The organism is Leptolyngbya boryana PCC 6306, from assembly GCF_000353285.1.
Taxonomy (GTDB): Bacteria; Cyanobacteriota; Cyanobacteriia; order Leptolyngbyales; family Leptolyngbyaceae; genus Leptolyngbya; species Leptolyngbya boryana.
Map to the genome: position 1 here is coordinate 317,799 of NZ_KB731325.1, position 21,310 is coordinate 339,108.

Here is a 21,310-nt window from a genome sequence, read left to right on the forward strand (position 1 = left end):
ATCCAACTTCTGCACTTATCGTGTGCAGAACATTGAGGAGCGCAGCCATTTTGATCATGAGCATCTAGTTGCGCTGATTCTTCTCAGAATCAGCATATCCTCTTGCACACATTCACCTCTTGCATATCGTTATGAGTTCGTCGGATCAAATTCTGGGCCAAAACAGCCAAGATGTTTTTGCGAAGCCCTTTCTGCAAGAAGCATCTCTGCTCAACAGCGTGGCGAGCTTAGGCATTCAGTCTAATCAGCCGAATAACAGTTTGGCAGCCCCGACTCCGACCCTCACCCCGATTACGCCTGCTCCCGCAGATGTCATCATCGGGAAAAATATGACTCCCGATTGGTTTCTTCCACCCCTTGCTAGTCAGACCGCAGCAACTGTTCCCATTGGAAATAGTAATACGATCGATCCCTTAACCGGAAATCGTTCTAGTGCAACTTTGGCCACCACAACTACTCCTACTCCATTGCCAACCTTCTCCATCATTGCTGAAGGCAGAGTCACTGTGAATGGAAATAGTGACTTTGATGGGGTCGCGAATGATTTGACCGACGATGTTTTCATTTATGCAGGGAACGGTTTCAACCTCAATGGCAACACAGACCTTGCAACGCAACGAGATGCAAGTGGCAATATCATCGTCGATAGCCAGGGTAGATCTGTCTTACGTCCCTATGCTGTAAGTGTTGGACCGAATGCGGGAAGTAGCAGCGTCAATGGTTTGAATCGCTATGCAGGTTTAATTCCACCGCCAGTCGCGCCGCGCCAAACGGTTGCTGTTCCCGTTTATGCCGATTTGCGTCAGCAAGAACTCGATCGTCGAATTCCAACCGGCACAACAACCGTAACCTTTGATGCCAAGCAGAATTCGCTCAAGAATGCTCAAGATTGGAACCGTCTATTTCCAACTAGCGGAACTGCAACTCAACCGCGTGTTGTTCGAGTCGTGAATGGCAGCTTGAACATCCCAAATAATGTCATCTTCAGCAATATGGTGATTATTGTTGAGAATGGCAACATTACGATGGGGAATAACCAGTCCCTTGATAATGTTGCTCTCGTTGCCAATGCGGGAACGATCGACTTAAGCAACATTCAAGCCAAAAACCTCGCTGCATTTGCTTCGGGTGGAATCAGCACGAACGGAGGTGCACGTTTTGATGGAACGACACTGCTCGTCAATAATAGCGGTGATATTACCTTCAATAGTGCAACGAAAACTTTTGATGCAACCCAAAATCTAAGAGTCATCAGCCAAGGCAATATTCTCTACAATGGCGCGACTAATACTCGTGGTAACTTCGTTGCGGCTCAGAGCTTTACGTTTAATGGTACGTCTTCGCTCTATGGCTCGATTCAAGCCAAAGGAGATATTACCTTTAATGGTCGCTCCAGTGTGGTCGCGATCGACCAAATTGCTCCTACCATCACCGCACGGTTAGAGCGAGATACTGCGCCGAGTGGCACCACGAATACAGACCGCCTCACCTTTGATGCCACGATCGTCGGTCAAGTTACAGACAACATCGCGATCGCGCAATTCAAAGCCGGAATCGATGCAATGTCTTCAGCCAACTTTGTCAACATCCTGCCGCAGCGTCAAGCGGATGGCACATTCCGCTTAACCCGATCGCAACTAGAGCAAATCAACGGCGGCACTCTCGTTGATGGAGTACATACCTTAAAGCTCCAAGCGATCGACCAAGCCGGAAATGCGTCTGCCATTTTTGAGCTAACGTTTACGCTCGACACAAAAGCTCCAACCATTTCGAGCCCAGATTTAATTACTGCAAGCGATAGTGGACGCAGTAACACGGACAACCTGACGAATACGAGCCGTCCTACATTGGAAGGAACGGCAGAAGCAGGCGCGATCGTTCGGCTCTACCAGAACAATCAACTGATCGGGCAAGCGATCTCGACCGAGACGGGAGCTTGGGCGTTTCAAGTTGCGCCTCTAGCTGATGGACAGTACAGCTTTACGACGACAGCTGAGGATGCAGCCGGAAATGTCAGCTTGCCTTCGGCTCCATTGCTCGTGACGATCGATACGAAAGTCGATGCCCCGATCAATCTAGACCTCATTCCTCCGAGCGATAGCGGGCAAAGCGACCGGGATGACATCACCAATCAAACCTCGCCGATTATTGCAGGACAAGCGGAAACAGGCACGATCGTCAAACTCTATCGTGAAACGGTTCTGATTGGCGAAACGACAACTGATGCGAATGGGCGTTGGCAAGTGGCGACGACTGCTCTGAGCAATGGCACGCATCGTTTAACCGCGACCGCAACCGATGCCGCTGGAAATGTGAGTTCACCATCAAGTCCATTAACAATCGTCGTCGATGCAGTACAGCCGACTTTAAGCTTAACGACTTCTACGACAACTCCAATTACCCAAGTCTCGAAGTTAACTGGAAGTCTCGATGGAACCGGAAGTGCAATCGCATCTGCAACCTATTTCTTTGACGGTGGAGTTGAACGATCAATTGTTCTCGATGCAGCGGGACGATTTGATCAAGCCTTTGATCTGACGGGAATCGCGAACGGCAATCGCATTCTCACGATCATCACCACGGATGTGGCAGGCAATGTTCGCACCACTCAGTTGAATGTCGTTGTGGCAGTGGATAAAGAAGCACCAATCATCACGGCTAAATTGGTGCGTGATACTGCACCCGATAATCAAACGAACCAAGATGTGATCACGTTTGATCCGACGATTTTTGGAACCGTTCGGGATGCCAATCCGATTGTTGAGTTTCAAGCTCGATTTAGCAACACTGCACCGTGGGTCAATATTTTGGCGCAGCGACAAGCGGATGGCAGTTTTACCCTGACTCGAAGCCAATTAAATTTAATTTATGGTGCTGCGGTTCCCGATGGCACTTACACGCTGCAACTTCAAGCAAAAGATGAATTTGGCAATGTCAGTCTGTTCGGATTGGGATTCACGCTTGATACGATCGTCGAAGCGCCGCAAAATCTGCAACTGACCGCTAGCAGCGATACGGGAACGAGTGGCAGTGATCGAATTACACGGATTGCAACGCCAACCATTACCGGACGTGCAGAACCAAACGCACGAGTGCAATTATTTGAGGGCACAACGCTCGTAGGTCAAACGACTGCAACCGAGCAAGGAACCTGGCAGATGACGACAATCGCACTGTCTAACGGCGTTCATACTTTGAGCGCGATCGCAACGGATATTGCTGGGAATGTCAGTGTTCCATCGCAGGCGTTTGTCGTAACCGTGGATGCGGTTCTACCAACCCTGATCTTGAATCAAGCGATCGATGTTGCACCGTTAACCGATGGCGCGAGATTGAGCGGCATCATCAATGGCACGGGTTCTGCGATCGCACAAATTCTGTACCGCTGGACAAATGGACAACCGGTCTCGATCAATGCAGATGCAGATGGAGCCTTTGATCAGGAGTTAGATTTTGCAGGCATTGGTAATGGATTGCAAACCCTGACAATCGTAGCGGTCGATGTGGCAGGCAATATCAGTACGCAGACGTTCAATGTCACCGTTGCCCTAGATACTGATGCACCGCTAGGAACGGCAACTTTGCTGAATGACACAGCAATGGGTGGAACGACAAATACCGATCGCATTACGAGTGATCCAACGATTACCGGCACGGTGCTCGATGCGAACCAGATTGTAGCATTCCGAGCGAGTGTGAATGATGCGAATCCGACCGTTAATGTGTTGGCTGCGGTGGATGCACAAGGACGTTTCATGCTCGATCGCGCTCGGCTAGAGCAAATTCTAGGGAGTACTCTCTCTGACGGGACACAAACCGTTTATCTTCAAGCGGTAGACCAATACAACAATGTCTCCCAAATTTTCGAGGTCAGTTTTGTTCTCGATACGTCATTGGCATTGTCCGTAACGCTTGATCCCGCGTTTGATTCTGCTCCCGTTGGAGATAGTCAAACAATTTCTTCTGTAGTGAGTTTGTCAGGTCAGGTAGAAGCAGGCGCGATCGTCAAATTAGTGCAAACTGGAGCAACTGCGATCGCGGATGTGAATGGACGCTTTGTGTTTGAGAATGTAGCGCTGGCATTGGGAGATAATGCGTTTACGTTCGAGGCTGAAGATATTGCAGGCAATCGAGCAACCACGCCACTGATTGTCAAGCGTTTAGGTTCAAATCAAGCGCCGACGGATATCTTACTTAGCAGCAATACAATTCCTGAGAACAGTGCGGCGGGTGTTTTAGTTGGAACGCTGAGTACGATCGACCCAGATGCAGGCGATCAGCACCAATACACGTTGGTGGATAACTCGAACGGACGATTCCAACTGATTGGTAATGAACTGAGAGTTGCACCTGGAGCAATTCTCGATTACGAGGCTGCAACGAGTTATACCGTCAAGGTTCGCACAACCGATAATGGCAAGCCGAATCTGTTCTTCGATAAGGTGCTGACGATTCGACTGAGTGACATTAATGAGCGTCCTGTCTTTACCAGTACACCGATTATTAATGCAGAAGCAGGAAAACTTTACAGCTACACGATTACGACAGTTGATCCTGAGAATGGCGATCGTGTGATTGCTGCAAAAAATCTGCCCAGTTGGTTGACGTTAACCGATAACGGCAATGGTACAGCAACCTTGACTGGAACCCCTTCTAGCAATCAGACCGGACTCTATGCAGTTAATCTAACCGTGACTGATGCAGGTGGTTTAACTTCTACGCAAATCTACTTGCTTGGGGTTGATGTGGTACTGCGCGAGGGGACAAACTTCCGCACCTCACAATCCGTCTCTTTCACCGTGGATCGTCCGACACTGCTCAAATTTACGATCGATCCCAGTTTTGATACGACACAAGATTTCGTCAATGACGCATTTGAAGTCGCATTGGTGGATGCAAAAGGTCGATCGCTTGTACCCGCAATGGCAGTTGATCGTGAAGTGTTCTTCAACTGGACCGAGGGCGAATCAGTTGCACTCGGTTCTGGAGCAACCTATGACAGTGTCACGAAGACTGTCATCCTAAATCTGACTGGGGTTCCGAAGAATACAGAGGCAACACTCGTCTTCCGACTGATAAATAATGACCAGGATACGGCGACTGAGATACGGATTCGCGATCTGCAATTGATCGATGCCCCGGCGAATACTTTGCCCCCTGTGATTGGCTACAGCGGAGCGACAAATCTGCTCTCGCCTGTATTGCCAAACTTCAATGTGATGGAAGATGTGTCGTCGAGCATGGCGATTCAATATGATCAAACGTCCTTTGACTCAGCGAAGAAGTTGCTGTACACGACTATAGCTGTCAAGAATAACGGAACTTATAGTGTTGATGTTCCGCTACTCGTTGCTGTGTCACGTTTAAGCGATCCTTCAGTACTGGTGAGAAATCCAGATGGCTATACGCCAGAAGGACTGCCTTACTACGATTTCAGTCACCTGGTGGCAGATGGTAAATTTGATCCATCTGAATTGTCGGGAGATCGTAGTTTGGTCTTCTACAACCCGAACGGCGTACAGTTTATCTATGAACTGGTCGTTCTGGCACAACTGAATCGAGCGCCGAAGATTACATCTCAACCTGTTGCTGAAGTCGTTGCCGGAAATCCTTACACCTACCAAATCAAAGCAACTGATCCGAATCAAGATGTTTTGATCTATTCCCTCAAAGTTGCACCAGACGGAATGACCATTAATTCACAAACCGGAGTCATTACTTGGGCAACCACAGCGTCATCTGTTGGGAATCAGTCCGTTATGGTCGAAGTAAGCGATGGAAGAGGTGGAAAAACGACGCAAGTCTACACACTTTCGGTCTTACAGTTTCCATCTAATCGCCCACCGCAATTCACATCAACGCCAACAGTTGATGCCTATGTCGGTCAAAACTATCAATATGATGCTCAGGCAAAAGACCCAGACCAGGACAATCCGTTGATCTACAGTTTGGTTTCGGGTCCAGATGGAATGTCGATCGACGCGCTGACTGGCAGAATCAGTTGGAAGCCGCCCGCTGCTCTTGTTCTTGGCGATACGGTACTGAGCACGATTAATGCTGCAGGTCAGATTGATGAATTTACGTTTACAGGTGTAGCTGGACAACGGCTCTACATTGATCCATTGCGGTTCTCAGGTAACGCTTCTGATTGGCAGATTGAAGTTTATAGTCCCAGCAATCGAAGAGTTTTGAGCGTCACAACTCTTGCTGAAAATCAACTGCTAGCCCTAACGGAGGCTGGAAATTATCGGGTTCGAGTGAGCCAACGCTACGGTAATACTGGTAGCTATGGATTTAGCATCATTGATATTGTTCAAACGCCAGTCCTTGTCCCAGAGAAGGTTGTGCAAGGAAAATTGACCCCTGGTTCAGAAGACGATTTATTCCGCTTCACCGGACGTAAAGGGCAAAGAGTCTTCATTGACAAGCTCACAAATAACGGTAGCTTAGACTGGGTGCTATATAACAGCAATAACCAGTACATTACCTATTCAGGTTTTAGTGACTTGGAAATGATTCTTCCTGCAGACGGTGAGTATTTACTTGCCTTACGTGGGCAAGCGGGCTTTAGTGCTGTAGTAGACTATTCCTTCATGCTAGTTATGCCTGATATTGTCAGTCGCCCTATGGCTACTGGGGCCTTAGTCACGAGCGAAATTGCCAAAAAAGGTGAGCAGGATATTTATACTTTTGAAGGCAAAGCTGGTCAACAGCTTTATCTAGATGCAATTAGCGGTTCCTCAATGCAGGTAAGCATTCTTGATCCTTTTGGGCGGCAACTGACCTCTAAATATTTTCCTACTGATCTCTCTCCCGATCAAGACTTAGTGCTAGGAATGGATGGACTCTACCAAGTTGTAGTGGATGGTTATCTTGAAGGCATTGGAGCCTACCAGTTCCGACTGCTGGATCGCTCTCAAGCAGAAGAAATTCAAACAGATACTGACATCAGAGGTACATTTGATCGAACTGGAACTGAAGTCAAATCCTATCGTTTCAGCTTGAGCGATCGCCAATATACTTTCTTTGATGGGCTAGGCGGTAGTGGTGGATGGACACTCTTCAACGCTAGTGGACGACCCGTAGCGACCGGAAGAACCGATAATATTCGAGAGTTGTATCTAGAAAGTGGCGATTACTGGCTAATTATCCAGGGAGAAGGCTCTGGGCAGTTCAATTATGGCTTAAGAGTAATCACGCCAGAAATTGCACCACCTCAAAGCATTCAACTTGGAGAAACAGTAAAAGGTGCCATCCTTGAAAAGGGTGAGCAAGATAACTATACGTTTGTTGGACAAGCTGGACAACAACTCTTTTTCGATGTTCCTCAATCCAACCCAGTTACGGTTACAATCTATGACCCCGCAGGTCGCGGAATTTTCGTTCGTTACTCTTCTGATAGTCCATCTCCAATTGTTTTGAACACAAGCGGAACCTATCGGGTTGAGGTTGATGGATACGAGAGAGCCACAGGTAATTACACGTTCCGTTTACTTAATAAAGCCGCTGCGATTCCTATTTCATTCGATCAGACTACTGTCCAAAATTTTGAAAGTGCTGGATTGCAAGATTCCTACCGTTTCACGATTTCAGAACGCCAATATGTATTCCTTGATGGAGTTGCTGGCGTTGGCTCTTGGCAGCTGTACGGTCCTTCCGGCAACAGAATCGATGGAAGAGAGTTGCTCACCAACTGGGAAGGATATTTAGAACCTGGTGAGTACTGGCTATTGACTCAGGGAAATAGCAACTCTTCTTTGGGATACCAATTTCAATTAATCACACCTGAATTTGCACCCGCTCAACCTAAACTCTGGCAAGACACGATTACAGGTACAATCTCGAAAAAAGGAGAAAGAGACGCTTACACTTTTCAAGGAACTGTAGGACAGCAATTATTTTTGGATGTTTTGCAATTCAATGCAACCATATTCGTAGAAATCTTTGACCCAATGGATCGATCTCTGGGTCAGTTTAGTTTGAATCACGACCAAGGGCTATCTTACAATTCTCAAGGGCTATCTTTCTCTGCTTTGCCGCTTTCAGGGACTTATCGCGTGGTGGTTGATGGAGAAGGGGAGGGAGTTGGAAACTACAGTTTCCGATTTCTGCAGAGGCAAGATGCAACTTTAGTGAATATTAACAGTTCAATTCCAGGCTCCTTTGATGCGACGGCTTCACCTAATGCGTATCGCTTTACGCTCGATTCCAATCGGAAGATTCTGATTCAGAGAGAGTCCGGTGAGGGAGTTTGGGAGTTGTACAGTCCAAACGGTAGGCGTCTAACGACCCAATCACTCAGCTCTAGTACAATGCAAGATCTAGTTGCAGGTGAATACTGGATTATTGTCCAGAAATCTGGTAGCACAAGCAACTATACATTCCGAATTCAAGATCTAGGAGATGGAACGGTTGCAACACCTTCAGGTAGCCGAGTGACATTCGGTACTCCTGTTAATGGCTCTATTACATCAAGCACTCCAGTTCAAACATTTCGTTTTGATGGAACAGTTGGACAGCAGATCTGTCTAGATATGATCGAGGGAACTCCTCGTCAAAGGATCGCAATTTTTGACCCTGCTGGACAAAAAATTTACGAAGCGGAAACTGTAAACGATTATGGTGGAGTGGTCAGTACCTTAACGCTCTCTGGAACTTATCAGGTTGTTGTTGATAATAGTATCGGCACCTACTCTTTCCGCTTATTAGATAAGGCAAGCGCAGAAGCAGTTGCGTTAGATGTAGAAATTTCAGGAACATTCAATAATACAAGTGACAGTCGCTTGGCTAAATCTTACCGCTTTAATTTAGCTGAACGACAGTATGTGTTTTTTGATGGGCAATCCACCAGCAATGCTGGCTACTGGAGACTCTATGACAGTGCAGGACGAAGAATTAATGAGAGCTATCTCTCCGGGGACAAGGAGTTCTTTCTAGATGCAGGAAGTTACTGGCTAGTCTTACAAGGCGCACCATCTCAACCGTTTGATTATCGCTTCAAACTAATTACTCCTGCTCTTCCAGCAGCATCTTCTTTTAACTTAGGAGCAACAGTATCAGGAGCACTTGTTGAGAAAGGATCTTACGATACTTATAGCTTTTCTGGGCTTGCAGGACAACAGATATTTGTGGATTTTGTGGAAGGTAATAATACTTCTATCAAAATTTATGATCCAGCAGGACAAATTGTCTATGAAGGGCTTGGTGTTTCTGACAGTAACTCATCTCCACCTTATGCTAGCTCGTACTACAATAACCTCGTCTTAACACAAAGTGGTATCTACAAAGTTATCATCGATGGTCAGAATGAAATGACAGGTCAATACGCTTTTCGTTTGTTGAATAAAGCTGATGCACCCTTAGTTTCTTTAGATACTGACATCGTGGGACAACTGGATTCGACTGGGCGTTCAGTGCGGACTCACCGTTTTACCTTGATCCAGGGTCAGTCTCTCTTTTTTGATGGTCAAGGCGGTAATGGTCAATGGTGGCTTTACGGTTCTAGTGGTGAGTATGTTACATGGGACTATCTCTCTAGCAATCGAGAACTGTACTTAGGAGCAGGTGACTATTGGCTCGTGATGCAAGGATTAGGTTCTAGTCCTTTTGATTACCGTCTGCGGATTATCACACCTGAGATTGTGACTGCGCCAATCTTTAGACTAGGTGATAGCGTTACAGGTACGATCGCCGAAAAGGGTTCTTACAATACTCACAGTTTCAACGGAACAGCAGGACAGCAAATCTTTGTAGATATTCTTGAAAGTAAAGTAAATTCCACTATCAAGATTTATGATCCAACGGGTGAGCTTGTATATGATGGTGTCGGAAACGCTGATTTTGGGCCAGACTATAGGAGATCCAACTATGGCGAGTCACACTCTAATTACGGGTTGGTTCTGAAGCAGAATGGTCTCTACAAAATCGTTGTTGATGGCAACGATGAATCGATTGGAAATTATGTGTTTCGCTTGTTGAACCGGGCAGATGCTTTCCCCATTTCGCTTAATACTATTATTGAAGGTGATTTTGACGTAACAGGGCAGCAGGCAAAATCTTACCGCTTTAGTCTGACCAATCAGCAATATCTATTCTTAGATCGCCTTCAAGGCACGGGTAGCTGGACAATCTATGGATCAAATGGAGCGAAAGTAAAGTTCGGCTCTTTTCCTAATGATGCAGAGTTTGACCTGAGCGCAGGAGACTACTGGCTTGTCATGCAGGGAACAAGCTCATCGGACACTCACTATCGCTTTAGTTTGATCACTCCAGAAGGGGCAACTTCTCACATTACACTTGGTCAAACCGTCAATGGAACGCTATCTGAGAAAGGTTCTCGTAATACACACTACTTCACTGGGACTGCAGGACAACAGCTTTTCTTCGATGCAGTGAAGGGAAATTACAGTTCTGCAAACATTACAATCTATGATCCAATAGGCGACGTTTTCTTTACCAGTCTCTATTACTATGATGATTACGGATTTAGTAATAGTAATTTGACCCTGACACGTGATGGAGATTACCGGATTGTAATCGATGGAAATGGGGAAACAATCGGAGATTACTCATTCCGGTTGCTCGAAAAATCACAAGCAACAGAGATTCCATTTAATTCAATCACTCCTGGATCATTTGGTGCAACTGGTCGCGAATCTAGACTATATCGGTTTACTGCTACCGCAGGTCAGTCTTTATTGTTAGCTACGACTGCAACGAATGGAACTTCTGAAAGATGGAGACTTTACGCACCTAGTGGAGAGCAAATTACTGAGGGTGAACTGAATAAAAATTATGAATGGACACTCTCTACATCTGGAGAATATCTGTTAGCTTTCCAGGGATCTGGAAACATCAATAGTGGATTCCAGTTTCAGATAGCACAAATTCAACGCCAAACTAGCGAACTCAAATTTGGTGTAGTTGTGTCAGAAGCGATTTCAGCCGTTGGGCAACAGAAGCTCTATACCTTTTCTGGTCAGCCTGGACAGAAGATATTCTTAGACGCTCTGTCAGGATCTTCGCTTCGCTATCAGCTTTACACGCCCTCCGGAGTTTTGGTTTACGACAAGGCAATCGGAGACGACAGTGGGGTTACGACACTCACTGAGGCAGGAACGTATCAGCTTGTTGTAGAGGGCAGTGGAACTACGATCGGAAATTACAGTTTTGCAGTCACGGATCTTTCTGGATTAGCTCCTTTGCCGTTTGGAACTTCTGTCACTGGAACTATTAACTCGACACAGCAAGTACAGTTCTACCGAATTGAAGGAAAGAACGGGCAGATTCTGAATTTTGACGCAAGTGCCAATCGTTGGGATAACGGCTCTTGGATTCTGTATGGATCAACTGGAGAAATCCTAAAGCAGTTCTACTCCAGTTCTGACACTCCAGATTTTCGGATCACCTTGCCAAGTTCTGGCGATTACACTTTGGCACTGTTCCGCTCTGGCACTAACCCATTCAATTACAGCTTTACAGTTACGGATCTCACGCCTACTTCTGTCACAGTTTCTGGACTTGACACGCTGGTTGGAGAAACGACATTTAGCAGTCGTCAAGGGAGTATTAGCGCGAATCAGGTTGTAGAGCAATTCTTTACCGCATCTTCTGGAACTCGCGTCTACTTCGATAGCAAGAATGCAACTCATACCAATGTACGAGTTCAGGTTCTCAATCCGGATGGATCGACTGTTTTTTCGACCTTAGCTTCTACCGAAGTAGGACCAATTCTACTAGAGCAAACTGGATTATACAAAATTCGTATTCAGGGTGTGACACCCAGTAGTACTGGAAATTATCACTTCTCGTTGATGGAAGTTCAAACGAAACCCGCAACAATTCAAGATAATGTCCGGCGATTGACCCTTAATGCAGAAATCACGAAGCCACTTGATCCAGGCTATACAACCGATATCCTCTCGTTTGAAGGCAAAGTTGGACAAAGGCTACTCTTTGATGGAATTCTTCCAGATGGAGCATCCTTCCTTTATGGAAATGTCATCGCAAAATTAATCGGTCCTAGTGGTCAGACTGTGTTTGATTTGCAGGCAAGTTCTTCTTCTACGGGAGCAGCACGAGATTTTGGTCCTTTCACGTTAACTGAAGCGGGAACCTACAACTTGATGATTGTGGGTCAGCAATCCGCAAAGGTCGATTATCGGTTCAAGATGCACGACCTCTCTGCGGCACAGGAGCTTCAGACCAATCGAGTCTATGCCAATAATCTCCTCCGTGGAACCGATACTACGCTTTACAAAATTTCTGGCAAAGCGGGACAACGACTGTATTTCGACTCGATTCAAGGGCGCAGCAGCGATTTCTGGACGCTTCACCGACCTGGCGATGCGAAAGAGGTGTTTTCCTATCCCTATAGCTTGAGCAGCGATTTCAGCTATGTCTTGCCCACAGACGGGGAGTATATTCTATCTATTCGAGGAAATTCGACTACTCCTGGAACCTATCGCTTTGCAGTCTCGACAATTCAAGATGCACCAGCGATTCTTACACCAGGAACAGGAGAGTCTGGAGGAACCGCTGAAGAAGGGTTAGGGACGTACTCCGTTCAAATCAAAGTCAGCGATGGCAAGGGCGGTAGTGATATTCAGCCCTTCCAGGTCAAAGTGCATCAAAATCCTGGTAACGCAACTCCCACGATCGTTTCAGAAGCGATTACCAAAACCTTTGTGAATCGTAGCTATACCTATGATGTTGACGCGATCGATGCAGATGGTGAGGTGCTGTCTTACAGCTTGGCAGAAGCACCGCAGGGAATGTTCATTGATAATGAAACCGGAGTCATTACTTGGAATAGTCCGATTGCTGGAACCCATCGTGTCAAGATTCGGGTCATGGACACGAACGGTGGCATCGATTATCAAGTATTTGATTTAATTGCCAGCAGTGCTGCAAACGGACAAGTGGTCGGCAATGTCTACAATGACTTAGACCGCGATGGCAACCGGAAACTAACGAATCCTAATAATCTCACCCCGTATACCGGAATCACGCCAGGTGAGCAGTTTGCAAATATTTATACTGCTTATGATTTAGGGGTGCCCGCAGGATTGCCCTACGAGATTGCGGGAATGACTTTCTATCGCGACGCGACAGGCAAGATTGATCCAAACACCATGCTCGTTGCCGCTGCTGCACATAGCTGTGGAGGAGTCATCTTCAAGGTTAAGGTAAAGCGTGGAGATGGGGGACATATCATTGGCTTTGATGATGATAACGATCCATCGACTCCCTATGTTGGTGAATTTTTCAGTTACGCACCCTATATCAGTTCAGGATTAGGTTACGGACCCGACAACAAGCTGTTTTACTCGACTGCCAAGGGTCCTTACAGTGGGCTAGGATTTGTTCCGGTGGATATTCCTGGTGCAGGTCAACTGAAAGCAACGAGCCAAGGATCTGGTCAAGGCTTCTTCAACTTAAATTACGCGAACGGTTCATTCAGCAATCCGATTCAAACATCCTTGCTGCCCAGTTACTCGTCTGCTTTCGTTTACCTACCTGTCACAGCACCTGGATTTGACACTGGTGCAAGCATTTTAGTTGGAAACTCCGATGGAGATGGCTTCATCGCTTATCAAGTTGATAGCCAGGGCAATCCAATTCTTGCGACTGCGACGCCTTTCCTTAGCGATATTGACAATCCACTCGGTGCAGTTGTTGATCCAATCACTGGAGACATTTTGTTGTCTTCTGCTGGAAGAGAGTCGAAAGACGATCGCGGCAACGACCGGAATGCAATTCTAGCTGTTAGAGGTTTAGGTCGCCCGGTTGGAAATGAGCCTGGATTAGGCGAATGGTTAGTCTACGTTGATCGCAACCAGAATGGACAACGCGATGTCAGCGAAGAATTTGCATACACAGATGCTCAAGGGCGCTATAGCTTTAACCTAGAAGTAGGAACCTATCAAATTCGCCAAGAGCTTCAGCGAGGTTGGACACAGACTGAGCCGCTCAATCCTATTTATCATCAGGCAACGGTTATTGCCAATGAAATCCGCTCTGGATTCGATTTTGGTAATTATGGTGCACCTGCAGATGCGCCAAACGAAGCACCTGTTCTTAGCAGTGACGCGATTCTCACTGCTTTAACTGAGCAACGATACCTGTATCGGGCAAAGGCTTCAGATATTAACGGAGATGAGTTGACCTTTGACCTCGCTGTTAAGCCTGAAGGAATGGCGATCGCACCCAACGGCACTGTTTCCTGGGTTCCTGGTGCTGATCAAGTCGGTGAGCATAGTGTTATCCTGCGGGTGAGTGATGGTAAGGGTGGGGTAACACTGCAATCCTTTATTGTTAAAGTCGAACAAGGAAATCGTGCGCCTGTCATTACCTCCCGGATTCCTGAGTATCAACCGCAGGTTGGAAAAGCGTATCGCTACCAAGTCGGCGCGATCGATTTAGATCAAGATAACTTGACCTATTCGTTGATGCAGAATCCATCGAGTCAGTCGGTGACTCCAACAGGCGTGTCGATCGATGCTCGCACTGGACTTTTGACTTGGACTCCTAACGCGAATCAGGTGGGCGGGGCATATATCTGGGGACCGGAGCGCGACTTAGTTCAACCTTGGCAAGTGACGGTCAAAGTGAGTGATGGCAAAAGTGGAGAAACCTACCAGCAGTTGAGTTGGACTGTTGATCCTGCACAAGTCAATCGCGCACCGAGTATTACCTCGAAACCGCGAAGCAGTGTACAAGTTGGCAGCGATTATCTCTATGAAATCAAAGGGACTGATCCAGATGGGGACAGGCTGATCTATCAATTAGTGACGGGTCCTCAAGGGATGACCCTGCAAGATGGAGTCGTGCGGTGGAATCCAACGGCTGCTCAGACTGGAACCCATAATGTGGTTGTCCGAGTCAGTGATGGAGTCTTGACAAGTCAGCAGGCTTGGACAATTCAGGCATCGAATTTTGTTGTCAACCATGCACCCATTATTACTTCGGCTCCCACTCAGTTAGTGGCAAACGTCGAGAAGCCTTACAGCTACAATCTCGTAGCAACGGATGCGGATAACGATGTGTTGCTCTGGAGCTTGGAGCGATCGCCAAAGGGTATGATCATCGATCCGCAATCTGGGGCACTCCGCTGGCAGCCAACTGAAGATCAAATTGGAATCCACAAGGTCAGTGTGCGCGTTCTTGACCGCTTCGGAGCTTCGTCAACCCAGATCTTCGAGCTACAAGTCACAGGGATTAATGCACCGCCTCAAATCGTTTCTACTCCACCGACGATCGCGGGAGTTGGGCAGACTTACTCTTATCAAGCGATCGCAACTGATCCTGAAAATCAGCCCATTAATTTTGTGCTTGGAAGAGCGCCTGCTGGAGCCGTTTTACATCCTCAGACTGGGGTGCTGACTTGGACTCCTCAGGCTGGTCAACTGGGATCACAAACGGTTGAGATTCAAGCGATCGATGATGAAGGCGCGATCACGACACAGACGTTTACAATTCAAGTACAGGCAGAGATTGTGAATCGTGCGCCATCAATTACGTCTCAGCCAACATTTGTTGCAGATTCCAGCGCACCTTACACCTATCAAGTTAAGGCAACTGATCAAGATGCAGGCGATCAATTGACCTATCAGCTTTTAGCAGGACCCAGTGGCGTTCAGATTGATGCTCAGACGGGACTGCTCTCCTGGGCAACACCAGAAGTTGGAACGTATAAGATTGTGGTCGGCGCAGTTGATCGCTTAGGACTTGGAGCCGCACAAGGATTTACACTGACGGTTCGAACGAATCAGGCACCTGTGATTGAATCGATTGCGCCAACGGAGGCAACGTTAGGTAAGACTTACCGCTATGACGTGATTGCTAGGGATCAGGATGGGGATGCGCTGAAATATGCCCTAGACGATGCTTCGATCGCGAAAGGGATCAAGATTGATAATCTCGGCAGAATTGTCTGGAATCCGACAACGGCTCAGTCGGGGCAACACCTCGTACGATTGACTGTTACAGACGCTCAGGGTGCGATCGACGAAGATACCTTCACGATCACAGTTCAGGCAGATATTGAAAAGCCAAAGGTCAATTTAGTTGCAACTCAGACGCTTGCGAATGTGGGAGAAACGGTTACTTTCCGGGCGACAGCAACAGACAATGTGAGTGTGGCAGGGCTGACGCTGCTAATTAATGGAAAAGCGGTGATTTTAGATGCCCAAGGATTTGCTTCAGTGAAGCTCGATCAGACAGGCAATATTACCGCACTAGCAACGGCGATTGATCAGGCTGGGAATACAGGCAGTTCTGCGCTGCTGAATGTGGAAGTCTTTGATCCCACTGCGATATTTAATCCAGTCTTCAAACTTGATCTGTCTGGAATTCCTGATGGAGTCGTGACAGCACCCACGGAAATTAAGGGATCAGTCGGTGGGGATGGATTTAGCCGCTATGAATTAGCGATTGCACCAATCAACAGCGACAATTTCCGTGTGATTGCGTCTGGAACGAATGCGGTCAATAACGGTACGCTAGGCACAGTTGATCCATCCCTGCTGCAAAATGATGCCTACACGCTGCGACTGCTCGTTTATGGCACGAATGGAAGCGTGACTTATCTCGAAGAGACGGTGAATGTCGCAGGAGAATTGAAGTTGGGCAATTTCCGGCTCTCGTTCACCGATTTAGCGATTCCGGTAACAGGGATTCCGATTTCCCTCACTCGTACTTATGACACGTTGACCTCGAATCAGTCGGATGATTTCGGTTATGGCTGGCGTATGGAGTTTCGTGATACGGATTTGCGGACGAGTCTGAGGAAGCCGACTGAGGAAGAGGCTTTGTTAGATCGTTATCCTGCGTTTGACGATCGCACAAAAGTATTCATCACACTCCCTGGTGGCAAGCGCGAGACCTTCTCGTTTAAAGCCAAACAAGTGACTCAGATCGATGGTATGCCACTGGGTCAGTTTGCAAGTTACTTCTACGAACCAACCTTCGTTTCAGAAAAGGGCAGCACGAGCAAGTTATCGATCGAGTTCAACAACTACATTAGAACCGATGCAAACGGCAGATACATTGGACAGCAAGGGCAACCATTCAACCCAGCGGATCGTCTCTTTGGTGGCGTGTATGTGCTGACGACGAAGGATGGCACGCAATATCGCATTGATGCCAAGACGGGCGACTTGCTGACCGTGAAGGATACAAATGGCAATACATTGACCTATACCGATGATGCGATCGTCTCTTCCACGGGGCAAAAAGTGACGTTTGAGCGCGATGCGGCTGGGCGAATTGTGTCGGTGAAAGACCCAACTCAGGAATACATTCGCTATGAGTATGACGCGAATGGTGATTTAGTGAGCGTGACAGATCGCGAAAAGAATGTGACGCGCATGGTGTATGACACGTCTTATGACGATCCGAACTATGCGAATGATGCAACGACGATCGACCCGACTCGCACCAAGAGATCGCACTTTTTACGCGAAATCATCGATCCACTGGGTCGAGTGGGAGCCAGAAGTGAATACGATGAGAACGGACGACTGAAGCAGATTGTCGATGCCAACGGGAAAGCGGTCGAGATGAGCTATGACCTCAACAACGATCGTCAGGTGGTCAGAGATCAGCTGGGCAATGAAACAGTTTATGTTTACGATGATCGCGGCAATGTTCTGACTGAAATCGATGCGGAAGGCAAAATCACGCAGCGAAAATATGATGAGAACAACTGGGTGACGGAGGAAACGATTGTTTCAGATCGCTCAGATGACAATTTCAACGATGATGTCGTGATTGGTTTCACGACACGCTATGAATACGATGCGAAAGGCAATAAATTATCTGAGGAAACTGGCATTGTTACCAGACGAGATCGCCAAGGTAATCTGATTTCTGAGACTAGCTTGGGCTTGAAGACCTATAGCACTTATGGCGACAAAGGGCGGTTGTTGAGCGAAACCGATGCGCTGGGGCGGACGATGCTGAATCGCTATGATGCACGCGGAAACTTGACTCAAGCAGAAGATGCACTGAAGCAAACAAGTAGCTACATCTATGAGAGCAACGGCTTGCTCAAAGGCTTGACCGATGCCAATGACAAGGCAACCAGTTTCAGCTATGATGCACGAGGCAATGTCAATCAAGTCAAAGATGCTTTAGGGTTCACCACCGATTACACCTACAACGATCGCGGCGATAAGCTGACTGAGATGCGCTACCGCAAGAAAGCGGATGGCACGATTGAGACGCTACTCACGACGTGGACGTATGATAGCGAAGGTCGCGTCAAAACCATGACCGATGCCGAGCAAAATCGTACAGTTTATGGTTATGACAACCTGGGGCGACAAATCTGGGTACTCGATGCACGGGGCTACGTCACCGAATCAAAATACAACACCAAAGGTGAACTCGAAGCGAATCTATCTTCAGATGGCACGGTATATCGGTATGATGCTGCAACTGATGCGCTGGTCGTTGTTCAAGCAGGTACGGGAACACGCCGCCAGGTGACGTACAACTATGATGATGCAGGACGCAAAATCTCGGAAACCGATGCGCTCAATCGTACAACTCGATACCTATACGATAAAGTAGGTCGCTTGATAGAAGTGATCCTTCCAGATGCGACTCCGAACAACTGGGATGATAATCCCCGCACCAAAACCGAGTATTACAGCGATGGGTTGGTCAAAGCTCAAATCGATGAACGGGGCAATCGCACTGAGTTCCGTTACGACAGCGCGGGACGGCAGGTTGAGATTATTTATGCAGATTTGACCCCAAATGATCTCAGCGATAATCCTCGCACCAAGTATGAGTACGATCGTGCAGGTCAACAAAGTGCAGTCATTGATGCGCTAAATCGTCGTACTGAATATCAATACGATGACCTTGGACGATTGAAGAAGACAATCTTCGCTGACAAAACATTTGTTGAAACTGAGTACGATAAGCTCGGTCGTCGGATTGCCTCGATCGATCCAAATGGCAAGCGGACTGAATATGAGTATGATGCGCTCGGGCGGTTGATCGGAGTCAAGAATGCGCTCAACGATTGGACGCACTATGACTATAACGAGAGTGGCAACTTGATCTCTGTCACCGATGCTGAACAGCGGATCACGCGCTACGAGTACGATAAGCTCGGTCGTCGGACTGCCACAATCCTGCCGCTCAATCAGCGATCGACCATGCTCTACGATGCGGTTGGTAATACGAAGAGCATTACCGACTTCAATGGCAGAACAATTACTTATGACTATGACTACTCAAATTGGTTGACGCAGAAGAACTTCCAAGATGGCTCTAAAGTTGCCTACACATATACTCTGAATGGGCAGCGGGATGCGATCGCCTTTAAGAATGCGAATGGGGCTACGACTGAACTGTACAACTGGAATTATGATGAGCGAGATCGCTTGATCAAGCGCACCGACACGATCGGTATGGGCAGTAATCAGACCACGCGAGAGATCGAGTACGGTTACGACGTGGCAGGCAACAAGACTTGGACAAAGACAGCATCGGGCACAACGGCGTATACTTACGACGAGCGAAATCGTCTCGATACAGTCCTGCAAGATGGAGTGCTACAAGCAGACTATACGTACGATGCAATCAACAACCTGATCAGCACTAAATTTGGTAATGGAACCGAAGAGGTCCGCGAATATGATGTGCTCAACCGTCTCAAGTCCCTAGAAAATCGCAAGCTGACTGCGGCTGGAACGGTCGAATCGGTCATCTCCAGATTTGACTACACCTCAGATAAGGTGGGCAATCGGACGACAGTGACAGAACTTAGTGGGCGGAGCATGACCTACACCTATGACGATCTGTATCGTCTGACCAAAGAGGTTATTGATGAGACAGGAACGATCGATGATCGCACCATCGAGTACAGCTACGATCGCGTCGGCAACCGCCTCTGGAAGAAAGAAACGCTCGACAGCGCGACGACTCAAACCGATTATCAGTATGACAGGAACGATCGTCTAGAGTGGGAAAAAGTGAACGGAAACACAACCGTTAGCTATACCTACGATGCACACGGCAGTACGTTAACCAAGACGGAAAACGGCACGAAGACGAGCTATGTTTGGAATGATGATAAGCGGTTGATTGCAGCAACGATCGAAGATGCAAATGGTGTGGTGCAGCAGTTGCAATATCGCTACAACGATGATGGCATTCGGGTTGCATCGATCGTCAATGGGCAAGAAACGCGCTTCCTGCTGGATGAAGTGCAGCCTTACGCTCAGGTGCTAGAAGAATACGCACCAAACGGAACGGTTGCAGTATCATACGTCTATGGGAATGATCTAATCAGCCAGACGCAAGGAGGACAAACTACTTACTATCACGTTGATGGACTGGGCAGCACGACGGAATTGACGGATACGACTGGTAACGTCGTCAGCCGCTCCCGTTATGATGCCTTCGGGAATGGAGTCAGGAATGAAGGAGCGATCGCGAACAAATACCTGTTTACGGGTGAGCAGTTTGATTCGACTTTGGGCGATTACTATCTGCGCGATCGATTCTATGACTCCAGCACTGGAAGATTTACGAGACGAGACACATACGCAGGGCGCTTATATGAGCCATTGACGCTTCACAAGTACATTTACGGCAATGCTAGCCCAGTAAACCTTGTCGATCCAACAGGATTTTCTTCTCAAGATCCTGAAGAGCTATCTCGATCTCAGATTGGAACCCTAGTTGAAGTCGCGATCGCTAGTCAATACACCATTGATCCAGATTTCATTGGTGACAATATCTATACTGGGACGAATACTGCAATTGGGTGTGGAGTAGGTAAAAATAGATTGTTGTGCCCAGATATTCTAAACTACGACCAGAAGCATTATATGGAAGTAAAACCGTTCACCCCCAGAGGACAGAGGGAGGCTTCGAGAAAAATGGGGATTTATAAGGCATCACTACAACCAGAATATATGCCAAACACAACATGGAAAGCAATTCCCAATATTGGATCGGTAATTATCGTAAACGGTAGTCTTACTGCCATCTACTACAATGACAATGGCGTACTTTACTATACTACGAGAAACAATCTTGCTGATGCCATCATTGCACTCGGCGCTTTGACTGCGGCTGCTAGAAAACAGCTTAAAAAATGGCGTGAAGGTGGAGAGCCTGAAACTTCTCTCAGTCCCGGATTCCAACCTTCACTGTCGTCAACCACATCGTACATTCAGCAAGCTAATGTTTCTCTAATCGCAGCCATCGCAGCAGCATCGATAGTAGCGAGATATGGTTGGATCTAAGGGTCTGTTTGGTAAGAGCTACCACCGGAAACTGCTTA

Annotated in this window: 1 protein-coding gene; it reads left to right on the plus strand. The window is 47.4% G+C overall.

The window, feature by feature from the left end; translation table 11 throughout:
- The first annotated feature begins 131 nt into the window (after positions 1–131).
- Positions 132–21,272, plus strand: a complete 21,141-nt coding sequence (locus LEPBO_RS0132290; protein ID WP_017291740.1) for a putative Ig domain-containing protein — start codon at positions 132–134, stop codon at positions 21,270–21,272.
- The last annotated feature ends 38 nt before the right edge of the window (positions 21,273–21,310 follow it).